The organism is Aeromonas sp. 1HA1 (assembly GCF_029237385.1).
Lineage (GTDB): Bacteria > Pseudomonadota > Gammaproteobacteria > Enterobacterales > Aeromonadaceae > Aeromonas > Aeromonas popoffii.
Map to the genome: position 1 here is coordinate 83594 of NZ_JAACGC010000003.1, position 14951 is coordinate 98544.

Genomic DNA, 14951 nt, shown 5'->3' on the forward strand with positions numbered 1-14951 from the left:
TGACATTGCATGTCATTGCTTTATGTTAGCCGGCAATGATAAAGCATTATTGCGGCCAGGGCTAACAGCCAAGTGCTGCTTTCCAATTTGGTCCCCGACTTATGTACGATCGCGATTCCCTGCTATTGCAATGGGCGCGCCGGATCTCCGGTGATGCCCACCTTCAGTTGACCCTGATTTCCGGTGACGCCAGTTTTCGCCGTTACCACCGTGGCGCTGGCCTGGTGTGGGTGGATGCCAATCCAAAAACTGAAAAAAATCATGAGTTTGTCCGTAATGCTGCCGCCCTGCAGACAATGGGGTTGCTGGCGCCCGAGGTCAGGGCTGTGGATTATGAGCAGGGCCTGCTGGCTGTGACAGATCTGGGGGATACCCAGCTTATCGGCTGTCTGGATGCGCACAATGTGTTGGCCTGGTATGACAAGGCCATAGCGCTGCTGCCCCGGCTGGGGTCAGTGGATCTGGTGATGGATCCCTTCGACGCCGCCTTCATGGCCCGTGAAAACAGCATATTCCCCGAGTGGTTGCTGGGCCATCACCTGCAATTTCAGCTCAGCGAAGCCGAGCAACGGCTACTGGATGACACCTTTGCCTGCCTCACCGCCAACAACCTGGCCCAGCCGCAGGGGGTGATGCACCGTGATTTTCACAGCCGCAACCTGATGGTGTGTGGGGGTGACACGCCAGATGGCAGCCAGCTTGCCATCATCGACTTTCAGGACATGGTCATCGGCCCCCTGAGTTATGACCTGGTCTCGCTGCTGAAAGATTGTTACGTGCGCTGGCCTGATGCGGTGATCGAGCAGGGCATGCGACAGGGCTTCGATACCCTGCAGCAGGCGGGGCTGCTTGGCGGGCTCGACTATGCCAGTTTCCGTCGTCATGTTGACCTGACCGGCATGCAGCGCCACCTGAAGGCGGCGGGCCTCTTCACCCGTCTCTACCATCGCGATGGCAAATCCGGCTACCTCAAGGACATTCCCCGCACCCTGGGCTATGTGGTGGACGTGTGCCACCAGCATGGCGCCACGTATCCTGTGCTGGCCCGTTTTGGCCAGTGGCTGGAGCAGGTGGTGCTGCCGGGGATAACCCGTGCGGGGATGAAACCATGAAGGCGATGATCCTGGCCGCCGGCCGTGGCGAGCGCATGCGCCCGCTCACCGACAGCCTGCCCAAGCCGCTGCTGGCGGTGGGGGGCAAGCCGCTCATCGTGCACCATATCGAGAAACTCGCGGCAGTCGGGGTGACCGAACTGGTCATCAATCACGCCTGGCTCGGCCACAAACTGGTGGAAGCGCTCGGTGACGGCAGTGCGTTCGGGGTGAGTATCCACTGGTCGGCCGAGGAGAGTGCGCTGGAAACCGCCGGTGGCATAGTGCAGGCGCTGCCGCTGCTTGGCCCGGCGCCTTTTCTGGTGATCAACGGCGATACCTGGCTCAGTCTGGACTATCGCTCCCTGGTGACCCAGCCACTGGGGGAGGATCTGGCCCATCTATGGCTGGCGCCCAATCCACCCCAGCATCCCGTCGGGGATTTTTCTCTGCACGCGGGTCGGGTACAGGATGCGCCGGCCCTTACTTTCAGCGGTGTCGGGCTCTATGACCCCGCCGCCTTTGCCGATTTGCCGCCGGGTGCGCGCAAGCTGGCCCCCCTGCTACGCGACTGGATGGCGCAAGGCCGGGTCGGTGGTGCCATGCTGGCTGGCGAATGGCGCGACATAGGCACAGTTGAGCGGCTGCGCGAGCTGGACGAACAGCTGCTGGCCCGCACTCATTAACATCACGAGGTCTTGAACCATGCGTATTTGGGGTAAGGTGCTTGGCGCCTTCTTCGGTTTTCTGCTCGGCAACATCTTTGGTGCCCTGCTTGGCCTCTGGATCGGCCACCGTTTCGATCGGGGCATGGGTATTCGGGGGGCGTTCCAGCGTGGCCCCAGTCAGCAACAGCAGGCGGTCTTCTTTCACGCCACCTTCGCCGTCATGGGCCATATCGCCAAGGCGAGCGGTCAAGTCACGGAGCAGGAGATCCGGGTTGCCTCCAACCTGATGGATCGGATGCGGCTGGTGGGGGATCAGCGGGCCCGCGCCCAGGAGTCGTTCCGGCTGGGCAAGGAGACCGAGTTCCCGCTGCGGGAAACCCTGGCTGAATTTCGCCGTGCCAGTCTGGGGCAGCGCGACATACTGCGCTTCTTCCTGGAGGTGCAACTGCAGGCCGCCTTTGCCGATGGCAAGGTCGAAGACAACGAGCGCGCCATCCTGCACACCATCGCCGATGAGCTGGGTTTCAGCCGCATCGAGCTGGCCCGTATCCTGGCCATGGCCGAGGCGCAGATGAACTTCTTCAACCGGGCGCACGGTGGGCACTATCAGGACGGTGGGCACGGCGGGCAGCAGTACCGGCAGGAAGCGCCGTCAGCGGATCGCCTCAAGGATGCCTACCAGTTGCTCGGGGTGAGCGAGAGCGACAGCGATCAGGACATCAAGCGCGCCTACCGCAAGGAGATGAGCAAGCATCACCCGGACAAGCTGGCCGCCAAGGGGCTGCCACCGGAGATGATGGAGATGGCGAAGGAGAAGACCCAGGAGATACAGCAGGCCTGGGAGTGGATCCGCGAGGCTCGCGGTATCCGTTGAGTGCCGTCCTCTGCCAGCCATAAAAAATGCCCGTCGATGACGGGCATTTTTGTGTGCGATAGCCTGGCTTAGTGGCTGTCGACCCAGACGAACTTGAGCACGAACAGCAGGGCAACCACCAGCACGCAGGGGTTGATCTCGCGCCAGCGGCCGGTGCCCGCCTTCATCACGCAGTAGGAGATGAAGCCCACGGCGATCCCCTCTGTGATGGAGAAGCTGAACGGCATCATCACCGCGGTCATGAAGGCCGGTACCGCTTCGGTCAGATATTCCCACTTCACCCGGGTCAGCTCGGAGCACATCAGCACACCCACGTAGATGAGGGCGCCAGCGGCGGCATAGGCTGGCACCATGGCGGCGACGGGAGAGAAGAAGATCGCCAGCAGGAACAGCAGGCCGACCACGATGGCGGTCAGACCGGTGCGGCCGCCGACCGCAACGCCTGAGCTGCTCTCGATAAAGGCGGTGACCGAGGAGGTACCCATGAAGGCGCCGCCGACCGAGCTGACGCTATCGACCAGCAGTGCCTGCTTCATGCGCGGGAAGTGGCCCTTGTCGTCCGCCAGCTTGGCGCGGTTGGTGACGCCAATCAGGGTGCCGGAAGAGTCGAACAGGTTGACCAGCATGAAGGAGAAGATGATCCCTGCCAGGCTGATGTCGAGTGATCCCATCAGATCCAGCTGGCCGAACACCGGCGCTATGCTGGGGGGCATGGAGACGAACCCTTTGAAGGTGACATCGCCAAACAGCCAGCCCAGACCCGTGGTGACCACGATGGCGATCAGGACGGCGGAGTGAACACCGCGGGCTGAGAAGATACAGATGATAAAAAAGCCAAGCAGCCCCAGCAGGCAGGGCAGGGAGGTGAGGTTGCCCACCGTCACCATGGTGGCCGGGCTGGCCACCACGATCCCGGCGTTGTGCAGACCGAGCAGGGCGATGAGCAGACCGATACCGGCGGTGATGCCTACCCGCAGGGTGAGCGGGATATTGGCGATCAGCCAGTAGCGCACCCGCAGCAGGGTCAGGATCAGCAGGCCCAGCGCGCCCCAGAAGATGGTGCCCATGCCGACTTGCCAGGAGTAACCCATGCCAGCCACCACCACGAAGGCGAAGAACGCATTCAGCCCCATGGCGGGGGCCAGGGCGATGGGCAGGTTGGCCAACAGGCCCATCAGTATGCTGCCGATACCGGCAATGAGGCAGGTAGTGACGAACACGGCCTGGGTGTCCATGCCCGCAGCGGAGAGGATCTGCGGGTTGACGAACACGATATAGACCATGGTCAGAAAGGTGGTGATGCCGGCGATCACTTCGGTGCGGGCATTGGTGCCATGGCCTTGCAGGGCAAACAGGCGCTCAAGCAATCCTTGCCCGGCGGCCTGGTTGGCAGCTTGGTGTTGTTGGTTCATGTTGGATTCCAATAGGTGACGTGAAATAAGCAGCAGGAGAGTCGGCACCCCATCCATGCGTGGGCAAGGGGGCTATTTTTCTGGTGACTAAGTGACCAGACTCGTCCTGATACCGTGACAGCGGGCACATTTTCACACAGGCGGCGGCGTTTACAAACCCCGGATCTGCGAAGCGGATCAATGAATAGCGCAAAAATTCAAACGTTTGCTATTTGAGCAATTAAAAAGGTTCTCGCCAGAGAACCTTTATGGTGAACCCATTGAGAATACGGCTTAGAGGGTCTTGAAGTAGCGCTCCACCAGCTGGGCCAGCACCGAGTCGAGTCTGTCCAGCACCTCGCCGAGCTCTCGCCCGAGACGGCGCAGAAACAGGCTGGCCTGCTCCTCGGTCAGCTTGCGTCCCTCGATGAAGAACTCCTGTTCCGGCAACTGCTTGTCGTAGCGCGGGATCAGCACCCAGCTCACCAGTTCAGGATCGATGACAGAGAAAATCTTGGCAGCGGCGACACAGAAGGTCTCGATGTGTTCCTTGCCATCTGGCCCGAGGCAGCCGGGCTCGACCCGGATCTGGATGGTGAGTTTCTTCTCTATGGGGGGCTGGGTCGTCATCTTGCTACATCCATGCAAAGGCATACGCCTTCGATTGTAAGTCAAAGGCAATCGAAAGGGGAGCCTGAGCTCCCCTTGTGACGCCGCCACCCTTATTTGGTGATGCGCTTGTATTTGGCCCGGTGTGGCTGGATCGCCTCGGCGCCGTAGGTCTTCTTCTTCCACTCTTCGTATTCGGTAAAGTTACCTTCGAAGAACGCAATATTGCCCTCGTCCTGGTAGTCCAGAATGTGGGTGGCAATACGGTCGAGGAACCAGCGATCGTGGGAGATGACCATGGCACAACCCGGGAACTCCAGCAGGGCGTTCTCGAGGGCGCGCAGGGTTTCGATGTCCAGATCGTTGGTCGGTTCATCCAGCAGCAGCACGTTGCCGCCGGTCTGCAGCAGCTTGGCCAGATGCAGACGACCACGCTCACCGCCGGAGAGTTCGCCAACCCGCTTCTGCTGATCGGACCCCTTGAAGTTGAAGCGGCCGATATAGGCGCGGCTCGGGAACTCGTAGTTGCCGATGCGCAGGATATCCTGACCGTCGGCGACCTCTTCGAACACCGTCTTCTTGTCGTCCATGCTGTCGCGGAACTGATCGACAGAGGCCAGCACCACGGTTTCACCTAGGGTGATGGTGCCAGAATCCGGTTGCTCCTGACCCGACATCATGCGGAACAGGGTCGACTTACCGGCCCCGTTCGGGCCGATGATACCGACGATGGCACCTTTCGGAATGGCAAACGACAGATCGTCGATCAACACCCGATCACCGTAGGATTTGCGCAGGTTGGCCACTTCCAGCACCTTGTCGCCGAGGCGCGGTCCGGGCGGAATGAACAGCTCGTTGGTCTCGTTGCGCTTCTGGTAGTCGTTGGTGTTGAGCTCTTCGAAGCGAGCCATACGGGCCTTGGACTTGGCCTGACGGCCTTTCGGGTTCTGACGCACCCACTCCAGCTCTTTCTCGATGGACTTGCGACGAGCCGCTTCGGAACTGGCTTCCTGCGCCAGACGGGCGTCCTTTTGCTCCAGCCAGGAGGAGTAGTTGCCTTCCCACGGGATACCCTCGCCGCGGTCCAGCTCCAGGATCCAGCCTGCCACGTTGTCGAGGAAGTAACGGTCGTGGGTGATGGCCACCACTGTGCCTTCGTAGTCGTGCAGGAAGCGCTCCAGCCAGGCCACGGATTCCGCATCCAGGTGGTTGGTCGGTTCGTCCAGCAGCAGCATGTCCGGCTTTTCCAGCAGCAGACGGCACAGCGCCACACGGCGGCGCTCACCACCGGAGAGGTGCTGGATCTTGGCGTCCCAGGCTGGCAGGCGCAGGGCATCGGCCGCGCGCTCCAGCTGGTTTTCCATGTTGTGGCCACCCTGGGCCTGGATGATGGCTTCCAGCTCGCCCTGTTCGCGGGCCAGCTTGTCAAAATCTGCATCCGGATCGGCGTAAGCGGCATAGACCTCGTCGAGACGGGCCATGGCGCGCTTCACCTCGCCAACGGCCTCTTCGACCGCTTCGCGCACTGTCTGCTCCGGATCCAGCTTCGGCTCCTGGGGCAGGTAGCCAATCTTGATGCCGGGTTGCGGGCGGGCTTCCCCTTCGATCTCGGTGTCGATGCCCGCCATGATGCGCAGCAGGGTGGATTTACCGGCACCGTTCAGGCCCAGTACGCCTATCTTGGCGCCCGGGAAGAAGCTCAAGGAGATGTTCTTGAGGATATGACGCTTGGGCGGCACTACCTTGCCGACCCTGTTCATGGTGTAAATAAATTGAGCCATTGGCTAATTCTCTTCCTTTTCAGCAGGTTAATGTCTTGGCACTAACAGACTGATGTCGTGGTGGGGCCAGGTCGACACGCCGTCAACCCGGTTCCAAAAAACCCGTCGATTGTAAACCAATGGACAGGGGTGGGCAAAGGCGGCGCCCGGTTGGCACTCCCCTTTGCCGCCGCGGTCACGTCTTGCTGCATCAGCCGTGCAAGCTTGCCATGATGTGGGAGCCTGTTTTGTCCCGGAGCCGTCATGATCCCATCCCCTCAGGCACCCCCACTGGCTGCCTTTCTCTGCGCAATGGACTTGGCTGCCGCGATGGGCGAAGCCCTTTGCCTGTGCTTGCCACGGCTGACGTTGAGCGGCGGTCGGGATCTGCTGGCTGGTCAACAAGCTGTGCGGGTGGGCTCACTGGTCGCCGCGCTGATGGAGGGGCTGTTGCTGGTCAGCAATCTGGTGGGTTACTACCGCCACTATGGCTTTGAACAATGCTGGACATGGTCGCCATTTCCTTGACCGTTGCAAGGTGAGGTAGCCGCATTCCTGTCGGCGATACCCTGATTGCCCGCTCAGGGCTACTTGTGGCCCGCAAAGTAGAGGACCCGCCGCACATATTGCTGGGTCTCCTGATAAGGGGGGATGCCCCCGTATTGTTCCACCGATTTCTCGCCGGCGTTGTAGGCCGCCGACATCAGGGTCCAGTTGCCGTCAAAGTGGGTGTGCAGCCACTTGAGGTAGGCCACTCCACCCTTGATGTTCTGCTCGGGATCGAAGGGGCGGGTAACGCCGAAGCGTTGCTGGGTCTCAGGTATGAGCTGCATCAGTCCCTGGGCGTTCTTGGGAGATACGGCGCGGCTGTCGAGATTGGATTCGGCGATGGCGATGGCCAGCACCAGCCGCTCGTCGATGTGGTGATGCTTGGCGGCGCTGCGCAGCATGATAACCAGCTTCTGCTTGGCTGGGGACTGGCGGGCCAGATAGGCCTCCAGGTTGAAAGGGGTATTGGGGATCTCGGCGAAGTAGCTGCCGCCCCCGCCGACCCCGACGCCACAATGATCCCCCATGACGGCATTGCCAATACGGGCGTTGTAGTAGCGAGTGGCCTGCTGGTTGCCAAGGCGCATCGCCATGGCGAGGTAGGCGTTGGCCATCCTGGGGTTGCGCACCGAGCCCGGGCCTGTGGCGAGCAGGCGACCGATGCGGAAGTAACCTTCCGGGTTACCCGTCGTGGCGGCGGCGCAGTAGAAGTGGATGGCTTGGGTCAGGTTGCCCTGACTCTGTGCCACCTGGCCTTTTTTCAGTGCGCTGAGCGCCTTGGGCGCCTGTCTGAAATCCCTGCTTTGTGCCGTTGCCTGCACGGTACCGGCCAGCAACAGCGATAAAAAAAGCAGCAAAAACAGCCTGTTTTCGCTGAGGCTCGACATGGATTCTCTCCTGTTGGGGTACAGAAGATATAGGGGAACATGGTCCGCTCCGCCATTAATCCAGTGGATCCTGTTGTTATGGATCCACTCCTCCAGAGATCAAAACGGTATGGAACCTGTGTGAAATGCAGGTACGAATGCGGATACGGCGGGATCTGTGGCTGTGCCATCCAATCGTTATGGGGAGAAAAAGAGAGGTGCAGATACGGCTTACGTGGTTAGCAGCAGCCCGATAGGCTCCATTGACCCCGCCATTATCACTTGCGGGCGGCAGTGACCGAGTAACGTTCAGGGTGGCATAGGTTGTCAGTGTCGTTGCGGCGAGATGTCGAGATGATAGGTCTGCTCATCTTCCCCGGCAGTTGGCGGTACATCAGACTGAGTTTACTCACCACTCAGGTCGAGAGCAGGGGATGGCTCTGTTGTCAGCTGTGGTCTGTCTACCCCAGCCGGGGGACGGTAAACCGCCAGCCTGCTCACACCTTCCCCTCCTAATGGGACGTGCTTGGGGGGGACCATGTTGGTGATGGTGTATGGATAGGTCAGGGCCCGCTCCGGCAGGTCCTGAGCGGGTTCACTCGGCAATCTGGTGGTAGGCCAGATACCAGCGCACAAACTCGGCGACACCCTGCCTGAGCGGGGTGGCGGGGCGGGTGCCCGTGAGGGTGTGGAGGGGGGCGCTGTCGGCCCAGGTGACGTGCATGTCACCGGCCTGCATCGGCAGCATCCGCTTGATGGCAGGCTTGTTCAGCGCCTGCTCCAGTGCCTCGATGAAGTCGAGCAGCCGCACCGGCTGGCCGTTGCCTATGTTGAGGATGCGGTAGGGGGCGGTACTTTCGGCCTGACTGTCCTGGCTGGCGTGCCAGTGCGGATTGGCGCGCGGTGGCCGTTCGGCGACGGCGAGTATGCCGTCCACTATGTCGTCTATGTAGGTAAAGTCGCGGCTGAGCAAGCCCTGGTTGTACACATCGATAGGCTCGCCAGCCATGATGGCGCGGGTGAACTTGGCGATGGCCATGTCGGGGCGACCCCAGGGACCGTAGACGGTGAAAAAGCGCAGCCCGGTGGTGGGCAGGCCGTAGAGCGCCGAGTAGGCGTGGGCCATCAGCTCGCCGCTCTTCTTGGTGGCGGCATAGAGGGAGACGGGGTGATCCGCCGGCTGCTCGGTGGAGAAGGGCATCTGGTCGCTCAGGCCATAGACGGAGCTGGAGGAGGCGTAGATCAGATGGTTTATGCCGTGCTGGCGACACCCCTCCAGCACGGTCAGCATGCCGGTGAGGTTGCTGTCGGCGTAGGCAAACGGGTTCTCCAGCGAATGGCGCACCCCCGCCTGGGCCCCCAGGTGGATCACCCGCTCGAACCCGCTCTCGGCAAACAAGGCAGCCATGCTGTCCCGATCTGCCAGCTCCCGCTGTTCGAAGCGAAAATGGGAAAAGGGGACCAGCCGGGCCAGTCTGGCCCGTTTCAGGCTCACCTCGTAGTAGTCGTTGAGGTTGTCGAGCCCCACCACCTGATGGCCCGCCTCGCACAGCCGCCTGGCGACGTGAAAGCCGATAAAACCGGCGGCGCCTGTCACCAGATACTTCATACGTGTTGTCCTGTGCTGATCATGGGGGCCTGTGGTCCTGAGTGGGGGCTGAAAAAGGGCTGGGCGCTTTGTACCAGCGCGCGGGCCCCGGCGCCACATGAGGCGGTGCCATAGTGGACGAGGGCTGGCTCGTCAGGCGCGGCATGCTGCATCTTGGTGCACTGGCTGTCAATGGAGAATGACAGGCACCAACATGGGGCGTTCCCCGTGACTATTGTGATCCTGGTCGCAAAAAATAGACTGGACCCCATAACGAAGCCCTGCGGACAGGGCTCGCGTCCGCCCTGGCGGGCACAAGACACTCTTTTCACTTCGCTATTGGATACAGGTTATGGACAACACCCCAGGCTCTGCGCGCTCAGCCCGTTCTGCGCATCCCCTCTATGAAGATGTACTCGCCCTGCTGACCGCTGCCGGTTTCGTTTCCCTCGGTATCTTCCTGTTTCATCAGGTTGGCCTGCTCACCGGCGGTACCGCCGGGCTGGCGCTGCTGCTGCAACAGGTAACGGGGCTGAGCTTCGGCCTGCTGTTCTTCGGCATGAACCTGCCGTTTTACGCCCTGGCCTGGCTCAGGATGGGGCCGCGCTTCACCCTCAACACCTTCGTTTCTGTGGCGGCCGTCTCCTTCATGACGGATCACCTCAACGCCGTGTTGCAGATAGGCAAGATAGAACCCGTCTATGCGGCCCTGATCGGCGGCACCCTGATCGGCATGGGGCTGCTCATCATGTTCCGCCACAAATCCAGTCTGGGTGGCTTCAACATACTGGCGCTGTTTATTCAGGACCGCTTCGGCATCCGCGCCGGTAAGCTGCAAATGGGACTGGATTGCACCATAGTCATTGCCTCCAGCTTCGTGGTGCAGCCCTGGATCCTGGCGCTCTCGGTGGTGGCGGCCATCATCTGTAACTTGGTGTTGACACTTAATCACAAGCCGGGCCGCTATCAGATAGCTTGATGTATCACTTCATCTCACAATCAAAAAGAGCGCCTGATGGCGCTCTTTTGCTATCCGGGATCCCGACCCCTCTCACACCACCATGGGTAGACCGGTTTCTGGATGGTGGAGTACCCGAACCGGGTAGTCGTGCTACCGGGAGGGAGATGAGCCTTGCGTCACACCACCATGGGCAGACCGGTTTCTGGATGGTGGATCACCTGGGCCGGGTAGTCATACAGGCGATCGATCAGGGCCGGGGTCAGCACCTCGGCCGGGCTGCCGTCGGCCATCAGCCTGCCCTGCTCCAGCATCACCAGCCGGTCGGCGTAACGCGCCGCCAGGTTGAGATCGTGCAGCACCACCAGCACGGCGGTGTTGCGCGCGGCCAGGGCGCGGGCCATGGTGAGCAGTTGGTGCTGGTACTTGAGGTCGAGCGCAGAGGTGGGTTCGTCCAGCAGCAGCAGGCGCGGCTGCTGGGGCTCGTCCGGTGCCTGCCAGATCTGGGCCAGTACCCGGGCGAACTGCACCCGCTGCCGCTCCCCCCCGGAGAGGCTGGGATAGAGGCGGCCGGCCAGGTGCTCAACGCCGGCATGGGTCATGGCGGCCCGCACAATCTCGTCGCGCCGGCTGGCGGGTTCGCTGTGGGGCAGGCGCCCCATGGCCACCACCTCTTCGCACAGAAATGGAAAGTTGAGGGACGAGCTCTGCGGCAGCACGCCGACGCGGTGGGCTAGCGCTATGCCCGGCCAGGCTTGCCGCTCCCGGCCAAACAGGCTTATCTCCCCCTCGTGTTCCAGCTCGCCGGTCAGGCACTTGAGCAGAGAGCTCTTGCCTGCGCCGTTCGGGCCCAGCAGGGCGGTGAGCGTGCCGGCCTGCAGGCTGAGGTCGAGCCTGTCCAGGATGGGGCGGCCAGCGCGGGTGAGGCTGAGCTGGTGACAGCGCAGCAGGGGCGTTGATGCAGGCAAGATAGACCTCCGGTTAAAGCGTCCGGCGGCCCTTGAGCAGCAGCCAGATGAAGAAGGGGGCGCCCAGCAGGGCTGTGATGATGCCCACCGGCAGCTCTGCCGGTGCCAGCAGGGTGCGGGCCAGCATGTCGGCGCCCAGCAGCAGGGCGGCGCCGAGCAGGGCAGAGAGCGGCAGCAACCTGACATGGTTGGGGCCGGCCAGCAGCCGCACCAGATGGGGCACCACCAGACCGACGAAGCCGATGATGCCCGCCACGGCGACGGCCACGCCAACCCCAGCGGCGGTGAGCAGGATCAGGCGCCGCTTGAGGGATTGCACATTGACCCCCAGATGACGGGCCTCCCCTTCACCCAGCAACAGGGCGTTGAGGGGATTTGCATCGCGCATGAACAACAGTAGCAAGGTGACCAGGGTGGCCAGTGCCAGCGCTACGTCCACCGGTTTGCCCGCCGCTAGAGTGCCCATCTGCCACAGACTCAGGTTGCGCAGCATCTGGTCGTCGGCCAGGTAGGTGAGCAGGCCTATCACGGCGCCGGACAGTGCCGTGATGGCCACCCCCGCCAGCAGCATGACGGTGACTGAGGTGCCCCCTTCCCGGGTGCCCAGCAGATATACCAGCGTGGTGGTGAGCGCGCCGCCAAGGAAGGCGAGCAGAGGCAGCAAGCCTATGCCGAGCAGGCTCTGCCACTGCTGGCCGAGAGGGGCCAGCAGCACTATGGCCAGTGCAGCGCCGAGGGCCGCCCCGCCGGAGACGCCTATGATGCCGGGGTCGGCCAGCGGATTACGAAACAGCCCCTGCATGACAGCGCCACAGAGGCCGAGTATGCCCCCCACGGCGATGCAGAGCAGGGTACGTGGCAGGCGGATCTCCTGCACTATCAGCAGCTTGTGGGCTTCAATGCCGCTCTCCTGCCCGGCGAACAGAGCACGCAGGCTCTCGCCGAGGGAGAGGGTCATGGGGCCGGTCGCCAGCGACCCGACCAGCAGCAGCGCCAACGCGCCGCCGGTGAGCGCGACCAGCCAGGGCAGTGGCAGGCGTCTCATGAAGCCAGCTTAATCCACTTGGCGATCTGGTTCGCCTGCTGCAGCGAGGTGAGGCTGAGGCCTCCTTGCAAGGCATGGCCGTCGATGGCGTGGATGGCGCGGTTTTTACCCGCCGGGGTCGCTTCGAGCGCGGGTACCTGACTCAGCACGGTCTGTGGATCCTGATACTGCTGCCAGTCGCGACCGCTTACCAGTACCAGATCTGGTTGCAGCTCGATCAGGGATTCGGCAGAGACAGGCTTGTAGTCGCTCAACTGGGCCACCGGATTGATGCCGCCCGCCAGGGTGAGCAGGGCACTGGCGGTGGTATTGCCACCGGCTATGCTGGTGGGCTGCCCCTTGTGCAGCAGCAGGAAGGCGACCTTGAGCGGCTTGGTCTGCTTCGCCTGCGTCGCCAGCTGCGTGGTCTGGGCCTGGATCTCGGCTTTTAATCGCGTGCCAGCGGCCGGATCGTTGAGCAGGCCGGCCAGGGTGTCGATGCGCTGGTTGAGGTTGGCGAGGGTCGGTGCCGTCGGCAGCATGTTGACCTCGACCCCGGCGCGGCGCAGCTGCTCCAGCACCGGGGCAGGCCCCATCTCGTCGCTGCCGATCAGCCGGGTCGGCGCCAGGCTGAGGATCCCCTCGGCGGCGAGGGCGCGGTGATAACCGACCCTGGGCAGATTTTTCGGTTCCGTGCTGCTGATGTCGGTGGCGATCAGGCTGGGTGCACCGCCCAGAGCCAGAATGAGCTCTGTGGTGGCCGGGCCTATGCTGACGATACGTTCCTGCGCGGCAGCTGACAGGGACAGTGCTGAACAGCCGATCAGGCTGAGTACGAGGGCAAAACAACGGCCCATGCTAACCTCCGAAGGGTGAATGAAGTTGGGTTGCCGCCGAGAATATCAAGCCGGTGAAAAAAAAGCACTGAGAATGAAAGCAATTATCAATTGCATTGGATCGGGTGCTTTATTAGAGTATTCGCCATGACAGGAGAGGGATGCAGCGCGCATCCCAAGGGAGAACCTATGAGCATTGCACAACGCATTCATGAGCTGCTGGCGCAAGACCCCTGCGCCCATCCTTCCACCATTGCCAGCCAGCTGGCGGTCAGCGAGTGGGAGGTGGTACGCCACCTGCCGGCCGAGCTGGTGACCCTGGTGCCTGGCGAGCGGGCTGAAGCCCTGCTGGCAGATCTGGCAGATTGGGGTCAGGTGACCACCATCGTCGAATCCGATGGTTCCATCTTCGAGGTGAAGGCGCCGTTTCCCAAGGGCAAGAGTGCGCGTGGCTATTACAACCTGATGGGGCGTGACGGCGAGATGCATGGCCACCTCAAGCTCGACAACGTGGCTGGCATGGCGCTGGTCAGCAAGCTGTTCATGGGCAAGGAGGGGCACTCCTTCCAGTTTTTCGGTCACAGCGGCCGCTGTATTTTCAAGGTCTATATGGGACGTGACGAGCAGCGCAAGCTGCTGCCCGCCCAGGTGGAACGCTTCATGGCCTTGCGCCACCAGTATCAAGAGGAAGTGAAAGCATGAGTGAACGTCAGGAGCGTCTGCAGAATCGCCTGCAACCGGAGATCCGCGAGTTTCGCGACGGTTGCCGCACCCTGCAGTTGGCAACGGTGGACAGTGAAGGCAACCCCAATGCCAGCTATGCCCCCTTCGTGCTGCAGGAGGATGGCTATTATGTGCTCATCTCCGAGATTGCCCGCCACGCCCGCAACCTGCAACAGGTGCCCAAGGTGTCGCTGATGCTGATCGAGGATGAGACCGGTGCCCGCGAGCTGTTTGCCCGCAAGCGGCTTACCTTCGATGCGCTGGCCGAAGTGGTGACTCGCGACGACGTGCGCTGGGGCCAGGCGATTGCTGCATTGGAAGGGCGCTTCGGCGACATCGTCAAGGGGCTCTCCAACCTCAAGGATTTCGTGCTGTTCCGGCTCAAGCCCGAGCAGGGGCTGTTCGTCAAGGGCTTCGGTCAGGCGTTTCGCGTCTCAGGTGACGAGCTGGTGGACTTCGTCCATCTGGTGGAAGGGCACAAGCGGGTCGACAACGGTGTTGAGCTGACCAGCCCGGCCGATGCGCCAGTCTGATGGCGGCCATATCGCATAAAAAAACGGGCAGCTTGGGCTGCCCGTTTTTTATTGCGTGTCACGCCTGAGCGCAAGCTAGTCCTGCCAGGAGGCCTTGTTGGGGAAGGCATCCCGATCGGCCTGATTGGCCGTCTCGTTGCATTCGCCCCGGATCTTCCAGGAGGTTTGGCTGAGAACGATATAGCCATCGCGGCAATACTTCTGCTCGGCCAGGGTCTGGGTCAACTGTGCATCCTGTAGGGCATCACGCCGTTCCAGCAGACTCTTGCTGCGGCTGATACGACTGCCGTCGTTCTCTTGCAGCCGGGTGGGCAGGGTGTCGAGCGGCGCAGCTTCGAAGGTGAAGCGCTTGCTCCCCTCTTCGTTGATATGAGTTCGAAACAGGGGGGCCGGGCCATCCGGCTGTAGCCCCGGCAAACCGGAGCAGGCAGTGATTACCGGTAACAACAGCATGAATGCAACGGCAGACAGTAGACGCACACAAGACTCCAATCAGGTGATCACTTCAAGAGA

15 protein-coding genes and 1 pseudogene are annotated in these 14951 nt (G+C 62.0%); 7 read left to right on the forward strand and 9 right to left on the reverse strand.

The window, feature by feature from the left end; all coding sequences use genetic code 11:
- The first annotated feature begins 101 nt into the window (after positions 1 to 101).
- Genes GWQ22_RS01830 through djlA form a run of 3 tightly spaced genes read left to right on the forward strand, consistent with a single transcriptional unit; the run spans position 102 to position 2633 of the window.
- The gene (locus GWQ22_RS01830; RefSeq protein ID WP_275929300.1) at positions 102 to 1112 is read left to right on the forward strand and encodes a phosphotransferase; all 1011 of its coding nucleotides are present in this window, start codon (positions 102 to 104) and stop codon (positions 1110 to 1112) included.
- On the forward strand, positions 1109 to 1777 hold the full coding sequence (gene murU / locus GWQ22_RS01835; RefSeq protein ID WP_275929301.1) for an N-acetylmuramate alpha-1-phosphate uridylyltransferase MurU: 669 nt from the start codon (positions 1109 to 1111) through the stop codon (positions 1775 to 1777). Before GWQ22_RS01830 ends, murU begins: the two co-directional genes overlap by 4 nt.
- A gap of 19 nt (positions 1778 to 1796) precedes the next feature.
- Positions 1797 to 2633 (forward strand): co-chaperone DjlA, encoded by an 837-nt coding sequence (djlA, locus tag GWQ22_RS01840; RefSeq protein WP_275929302.1) that lies wholly within the window; start codon positions 1797 to 1799, stop codon positions 2631 to 2633.
- 68 nt (positions 2634 to 2701) lie between these two features.
- On the opposite strand, the gene GWQ22_RS01845 is transcribed toward djlA, so the two are convergent.
- The 3 genes from GWQ22_RS01845 to ettA all read right to left on the reverse strand — a co-directional run bounded on the left by GWQ22_RS01845 (position 2702) and on the right by ettA (position 6414).
- Complete coding sequence (locus GWQ22_RS01845) at positions 2702 to 4045, reverse strand: NCS2 family permease (protein WP_275929303.1); 1344 nt, start codon at positions 4043 to 4045, stop codon at positions 2702 to 2704.
- Positions 4046 to 4318: 273 nt separating this feature from the next.
- The gene (locus GWQ22_RS01850) at positions 4319 to 4654 is read right to left on the reverse strand and encodes a hypothetical protein (RefSeq protein WP_042035080.1); all 336 of its coding nucleotides are present in this window, start codon (positions 4652 to 4654) and stop codon (positions 4319 to 4321) included.
- Between the two features lie 92 nt (positions 4655 to 4746).
- Positions 4747 to 6414, reverse strand: coding sequence for an energy-dependent translational throttle protein EttA (gene ettA, locus GWQ22_RS01855; protein WP_275929304.1), 1668 nt, complete (start codon positions 6412 to 6414; stop codon positions 4747 to 4749).
- 358 nt (positions 6415 to 6772) lie between these two features.
- Here ettA and GWQ22_RS01860 point away from each other — a divergent pair.
- Positions 6773 to 6921: pseudogene (locus tag GWQ22_RS01860) on the forward strand (YgjV family protein); the annotation flags it as partial.
- A gap of 59 nt (positions 6922 to 6980) precedes the next feature.
- On the opposite strand, the gene GWQ22_RS01865 reads toward GWQ22_RS01860, so the two are convergent.
- Both GWQ22_RS01865 and GWQ22_RS01870 read right to left on the reverse strand, forming a co-directional pair.
- On the reverse strand, positions 6981 to 7829 hold the full coding sequence (locus GWQ22_RS01865; RefSeq protein ID WP_275929305.1) for a lytic transglycosylase domain-containing protein: 849 nt from the start codon (positions 7827 to 7829) through the stop codon (positions 6981 to 6983).
- A 574-nt stretch (positions 7830 to 8403) separates the two neighbouring features.
- Positions 8404 to 9417 carry an NAD-dependent epimerase gene (locus GWQ22_RS01870; protein WP_275929306.1) on the reverse strand — a complete coding sequence of 338 codons (1014 nt, stop codon included), beginning with the start codon at positions 9415 to 9417 and terminating at the stop codon, positions 8404 to 8406.
- A 331-nt stretch (positions 9418 to 9748) separates the two neighbouring features.
- Between GWQ22_RS01870 and GWQ22_RS01875 the strand changes: the two genes are divergently transcribed.
- On the forward strand, positions 9749 to 10375 hold the full coding sequence (locus GWQ22_RS01875; protein ID WP_275929307.1) for a YitT family protein: 627 nt from the start codon (positions 9749 to 9751) through the stop codon (positions 10373 to 10375).
- 158 nt (positions 10376 to 10533) lie between these two features.
- Here GWQ22_RS01875 and GWQ22_RS01880 read toward each other — a convergent pair whose 3' ends face one another.
- Genes GWQ22_RS01880 through GWQ22_RS01890 form a run of 3 tightly spaced genes read right to left on the reverse strand, consistent with a single transcriptional unit; the run spans position 10534 to position 13203 of the window.
- Positions 10534 to 11322, reverse strand: a complete 789-nt coding sequence (locus GWQ22_RS01880; protein ID WP_275929308.1) for a heme ABC transporter ATP-binding protein — start codon at positions 11320 to 11322, stop codon at positions 10534 to 10536.
- A 13-nt stretch (positions 11323 to 11335) separates the two neighbouring features.
- Positions 11336 to 12367, reverse strand: coding sequence for an iron ABC transporter permease (locus GWQ22_RS01885; RefSeq protein ID WP_275929309.1), 1032 nt, complete (start codon positions 12365 to 12367; stop codon positions 11336 to 11338).
- The gene (locus GWQ22_RS01890; protein WP_275929310.1) at positions 12364 to 13203 is read right to left on the reverse strand and encodes an ABC transporter substrate-binding protein; all 840 of its coding nucleotides are present in this window, start codon (positions 13201 to 13203) and stop codon (positions 12364 to 12366) included. The genes GWQ22_RS01885 and GWQ22_RS01890 overlap by 4 nt, the downstream gene beginning before the upstream one ends.
- Positions 13204 to 13371: 168 nt before the next feature.
- On the opposite strand from GWQ22_RS01890, the gene hutX reads away from it, so the two are divergent.
- Positions 13372 to 13884 carry a heme utilization cystosolic carrier protein HutX gene (hutX, locus tag GWQ22_RS01895; protein WP_275929311.1) on the forward strand — a complete coding sequence of 171 codons (513 nt, stop codon included), beginning with the start codon at positions 13372 to 13374 and terminating at the stop codon, positions 13882 to 13884.
- The gene (gene hutZ, locus GWQ22_RS01900) at positions 13881 to 14438 is read left to right on the forward strand and encodes a heme utilization protein HutZ (RefSeq protein ID WP_108535762.1); all 558 of its coding nucleotides are present in this window, start codon (positions 13881 to 13883) and stop codon (positions 14436 to 14438) included. Before hutX ends, hutZ begins: the two co-directional genes overlap by 4 nt.
- Before the next feature lie 75 nt (positions 14439 to 14513).
- Here the strand turns inward: hutZ and GWQ22_RS01905 are convergent, their stop codons facing one another.
- Positions 14514 to 14918 (reverse strand): hypothetical protein, encoded by a 405-nt coding sequence (locus GWQ22_RS01905; RefSeq protein ID WP_108535761.1) that lies wholly within the window; start codon positions 14916 to 14918, stop codon positions 14514 to 14516.
- Positions 14919 to 14951 lie beyond the last annotated feature (33 nt).

Excerpts from the sequence above, each read along its gene's own strand:
- GWQ22_RS01865 (WP_275929305.1), bottom strand. The coding sequence starts at position 7,829 with ATGTCGAGCCTCAGCGAAAACAGGCTGTTTTTGCTGCTTTTTTTATCG.
- GWQ22_RS01830 (WP_275929300.1), top strand. The coding sequence starts at position 102 with ATGTACGATCGCGATTCCCTGCTATTGCAATGGGCGCGCCGGATCTCC.
- murU (WP_275929301.1), top strand. The coding sequence starts at position 1,109 with ATGAAGGCGATGATCCTGGCCGCCGGCCGTGGCGAGCGCATGCGCCCG.
- GWQ22_RS01850 (WP_042035080.1), bottom strand. The coding sequence starts at position 4,654 with ATGACGACCCAGCCCCCCATAGAGAAGAAACTCACCATCCAGATCCGG.
- djlA (WP_275929302.1), top strand. The coding sequence starts at position 1,797 with ATGCGTATTTGGGGTAAGGTGCTTGGCGCCTTCTTCGGTTTTCTGCTC.
- GWQ22_RS01845 (WP_275929303.1), bottom strand. The coding sequence starts at position 4,045 with ATGAACCAACAACACCAAGCTGCCAACCAGGCCGCCGGGCAAGGATTG.
- hutX (WP_275929311.1), top strand. The coding sequence starts at position 13,372 with ATGAGCATTGCACAACGCATTCATGAGCTGCTGGCGCAAGACCCCTGC.
- hutZ (WP_108535762.1), top strand. The coding sequence starts at position 13,881 with ATGAGTGAACGTCAGGAGCGTCTGCAGAATCGCCTGCAACCGGAGATC.
- GWQ22_RS01875 (WP_275929307.1), top strand. The coding sequence starts at position 9,749 with ATGGACAACACCCCAGGCTCTGCGCGCTCAGCCCGTTCTGCGCATCCC.
- GWQ22_RS01870 (WP_275929306.1), bottom strand. The coding sequence starts at position 9,417 with ATGAAGTATCTGGTGACAGGCGCCGCCGGTTTTATCGGCTTTCACGTC.
- ettA (WP_275929304.1), bottom strand. The coding sequence starts at position 6,414 with ATGGCTCAATTTATTTACACCATGAACAGGGTCGGCAAGGTAGTGCCG.
- GWQ22_RS01890 (WP_275929310.1), bottom strand. The coding sequence starts at position 13,203 with ATGGGCCGTTGTTTTGCCCTCGTACTCAGCCTGATCGGCTGTTCAGCA.
- GWQ22_RS01885 (WP_275929309.1), bottom strand. The coding sequence starts at position 12,367 with ATGAGACGCCTGCCACTGCCCTGGCTGGTCGCGCTCACCGGCGGCGCG.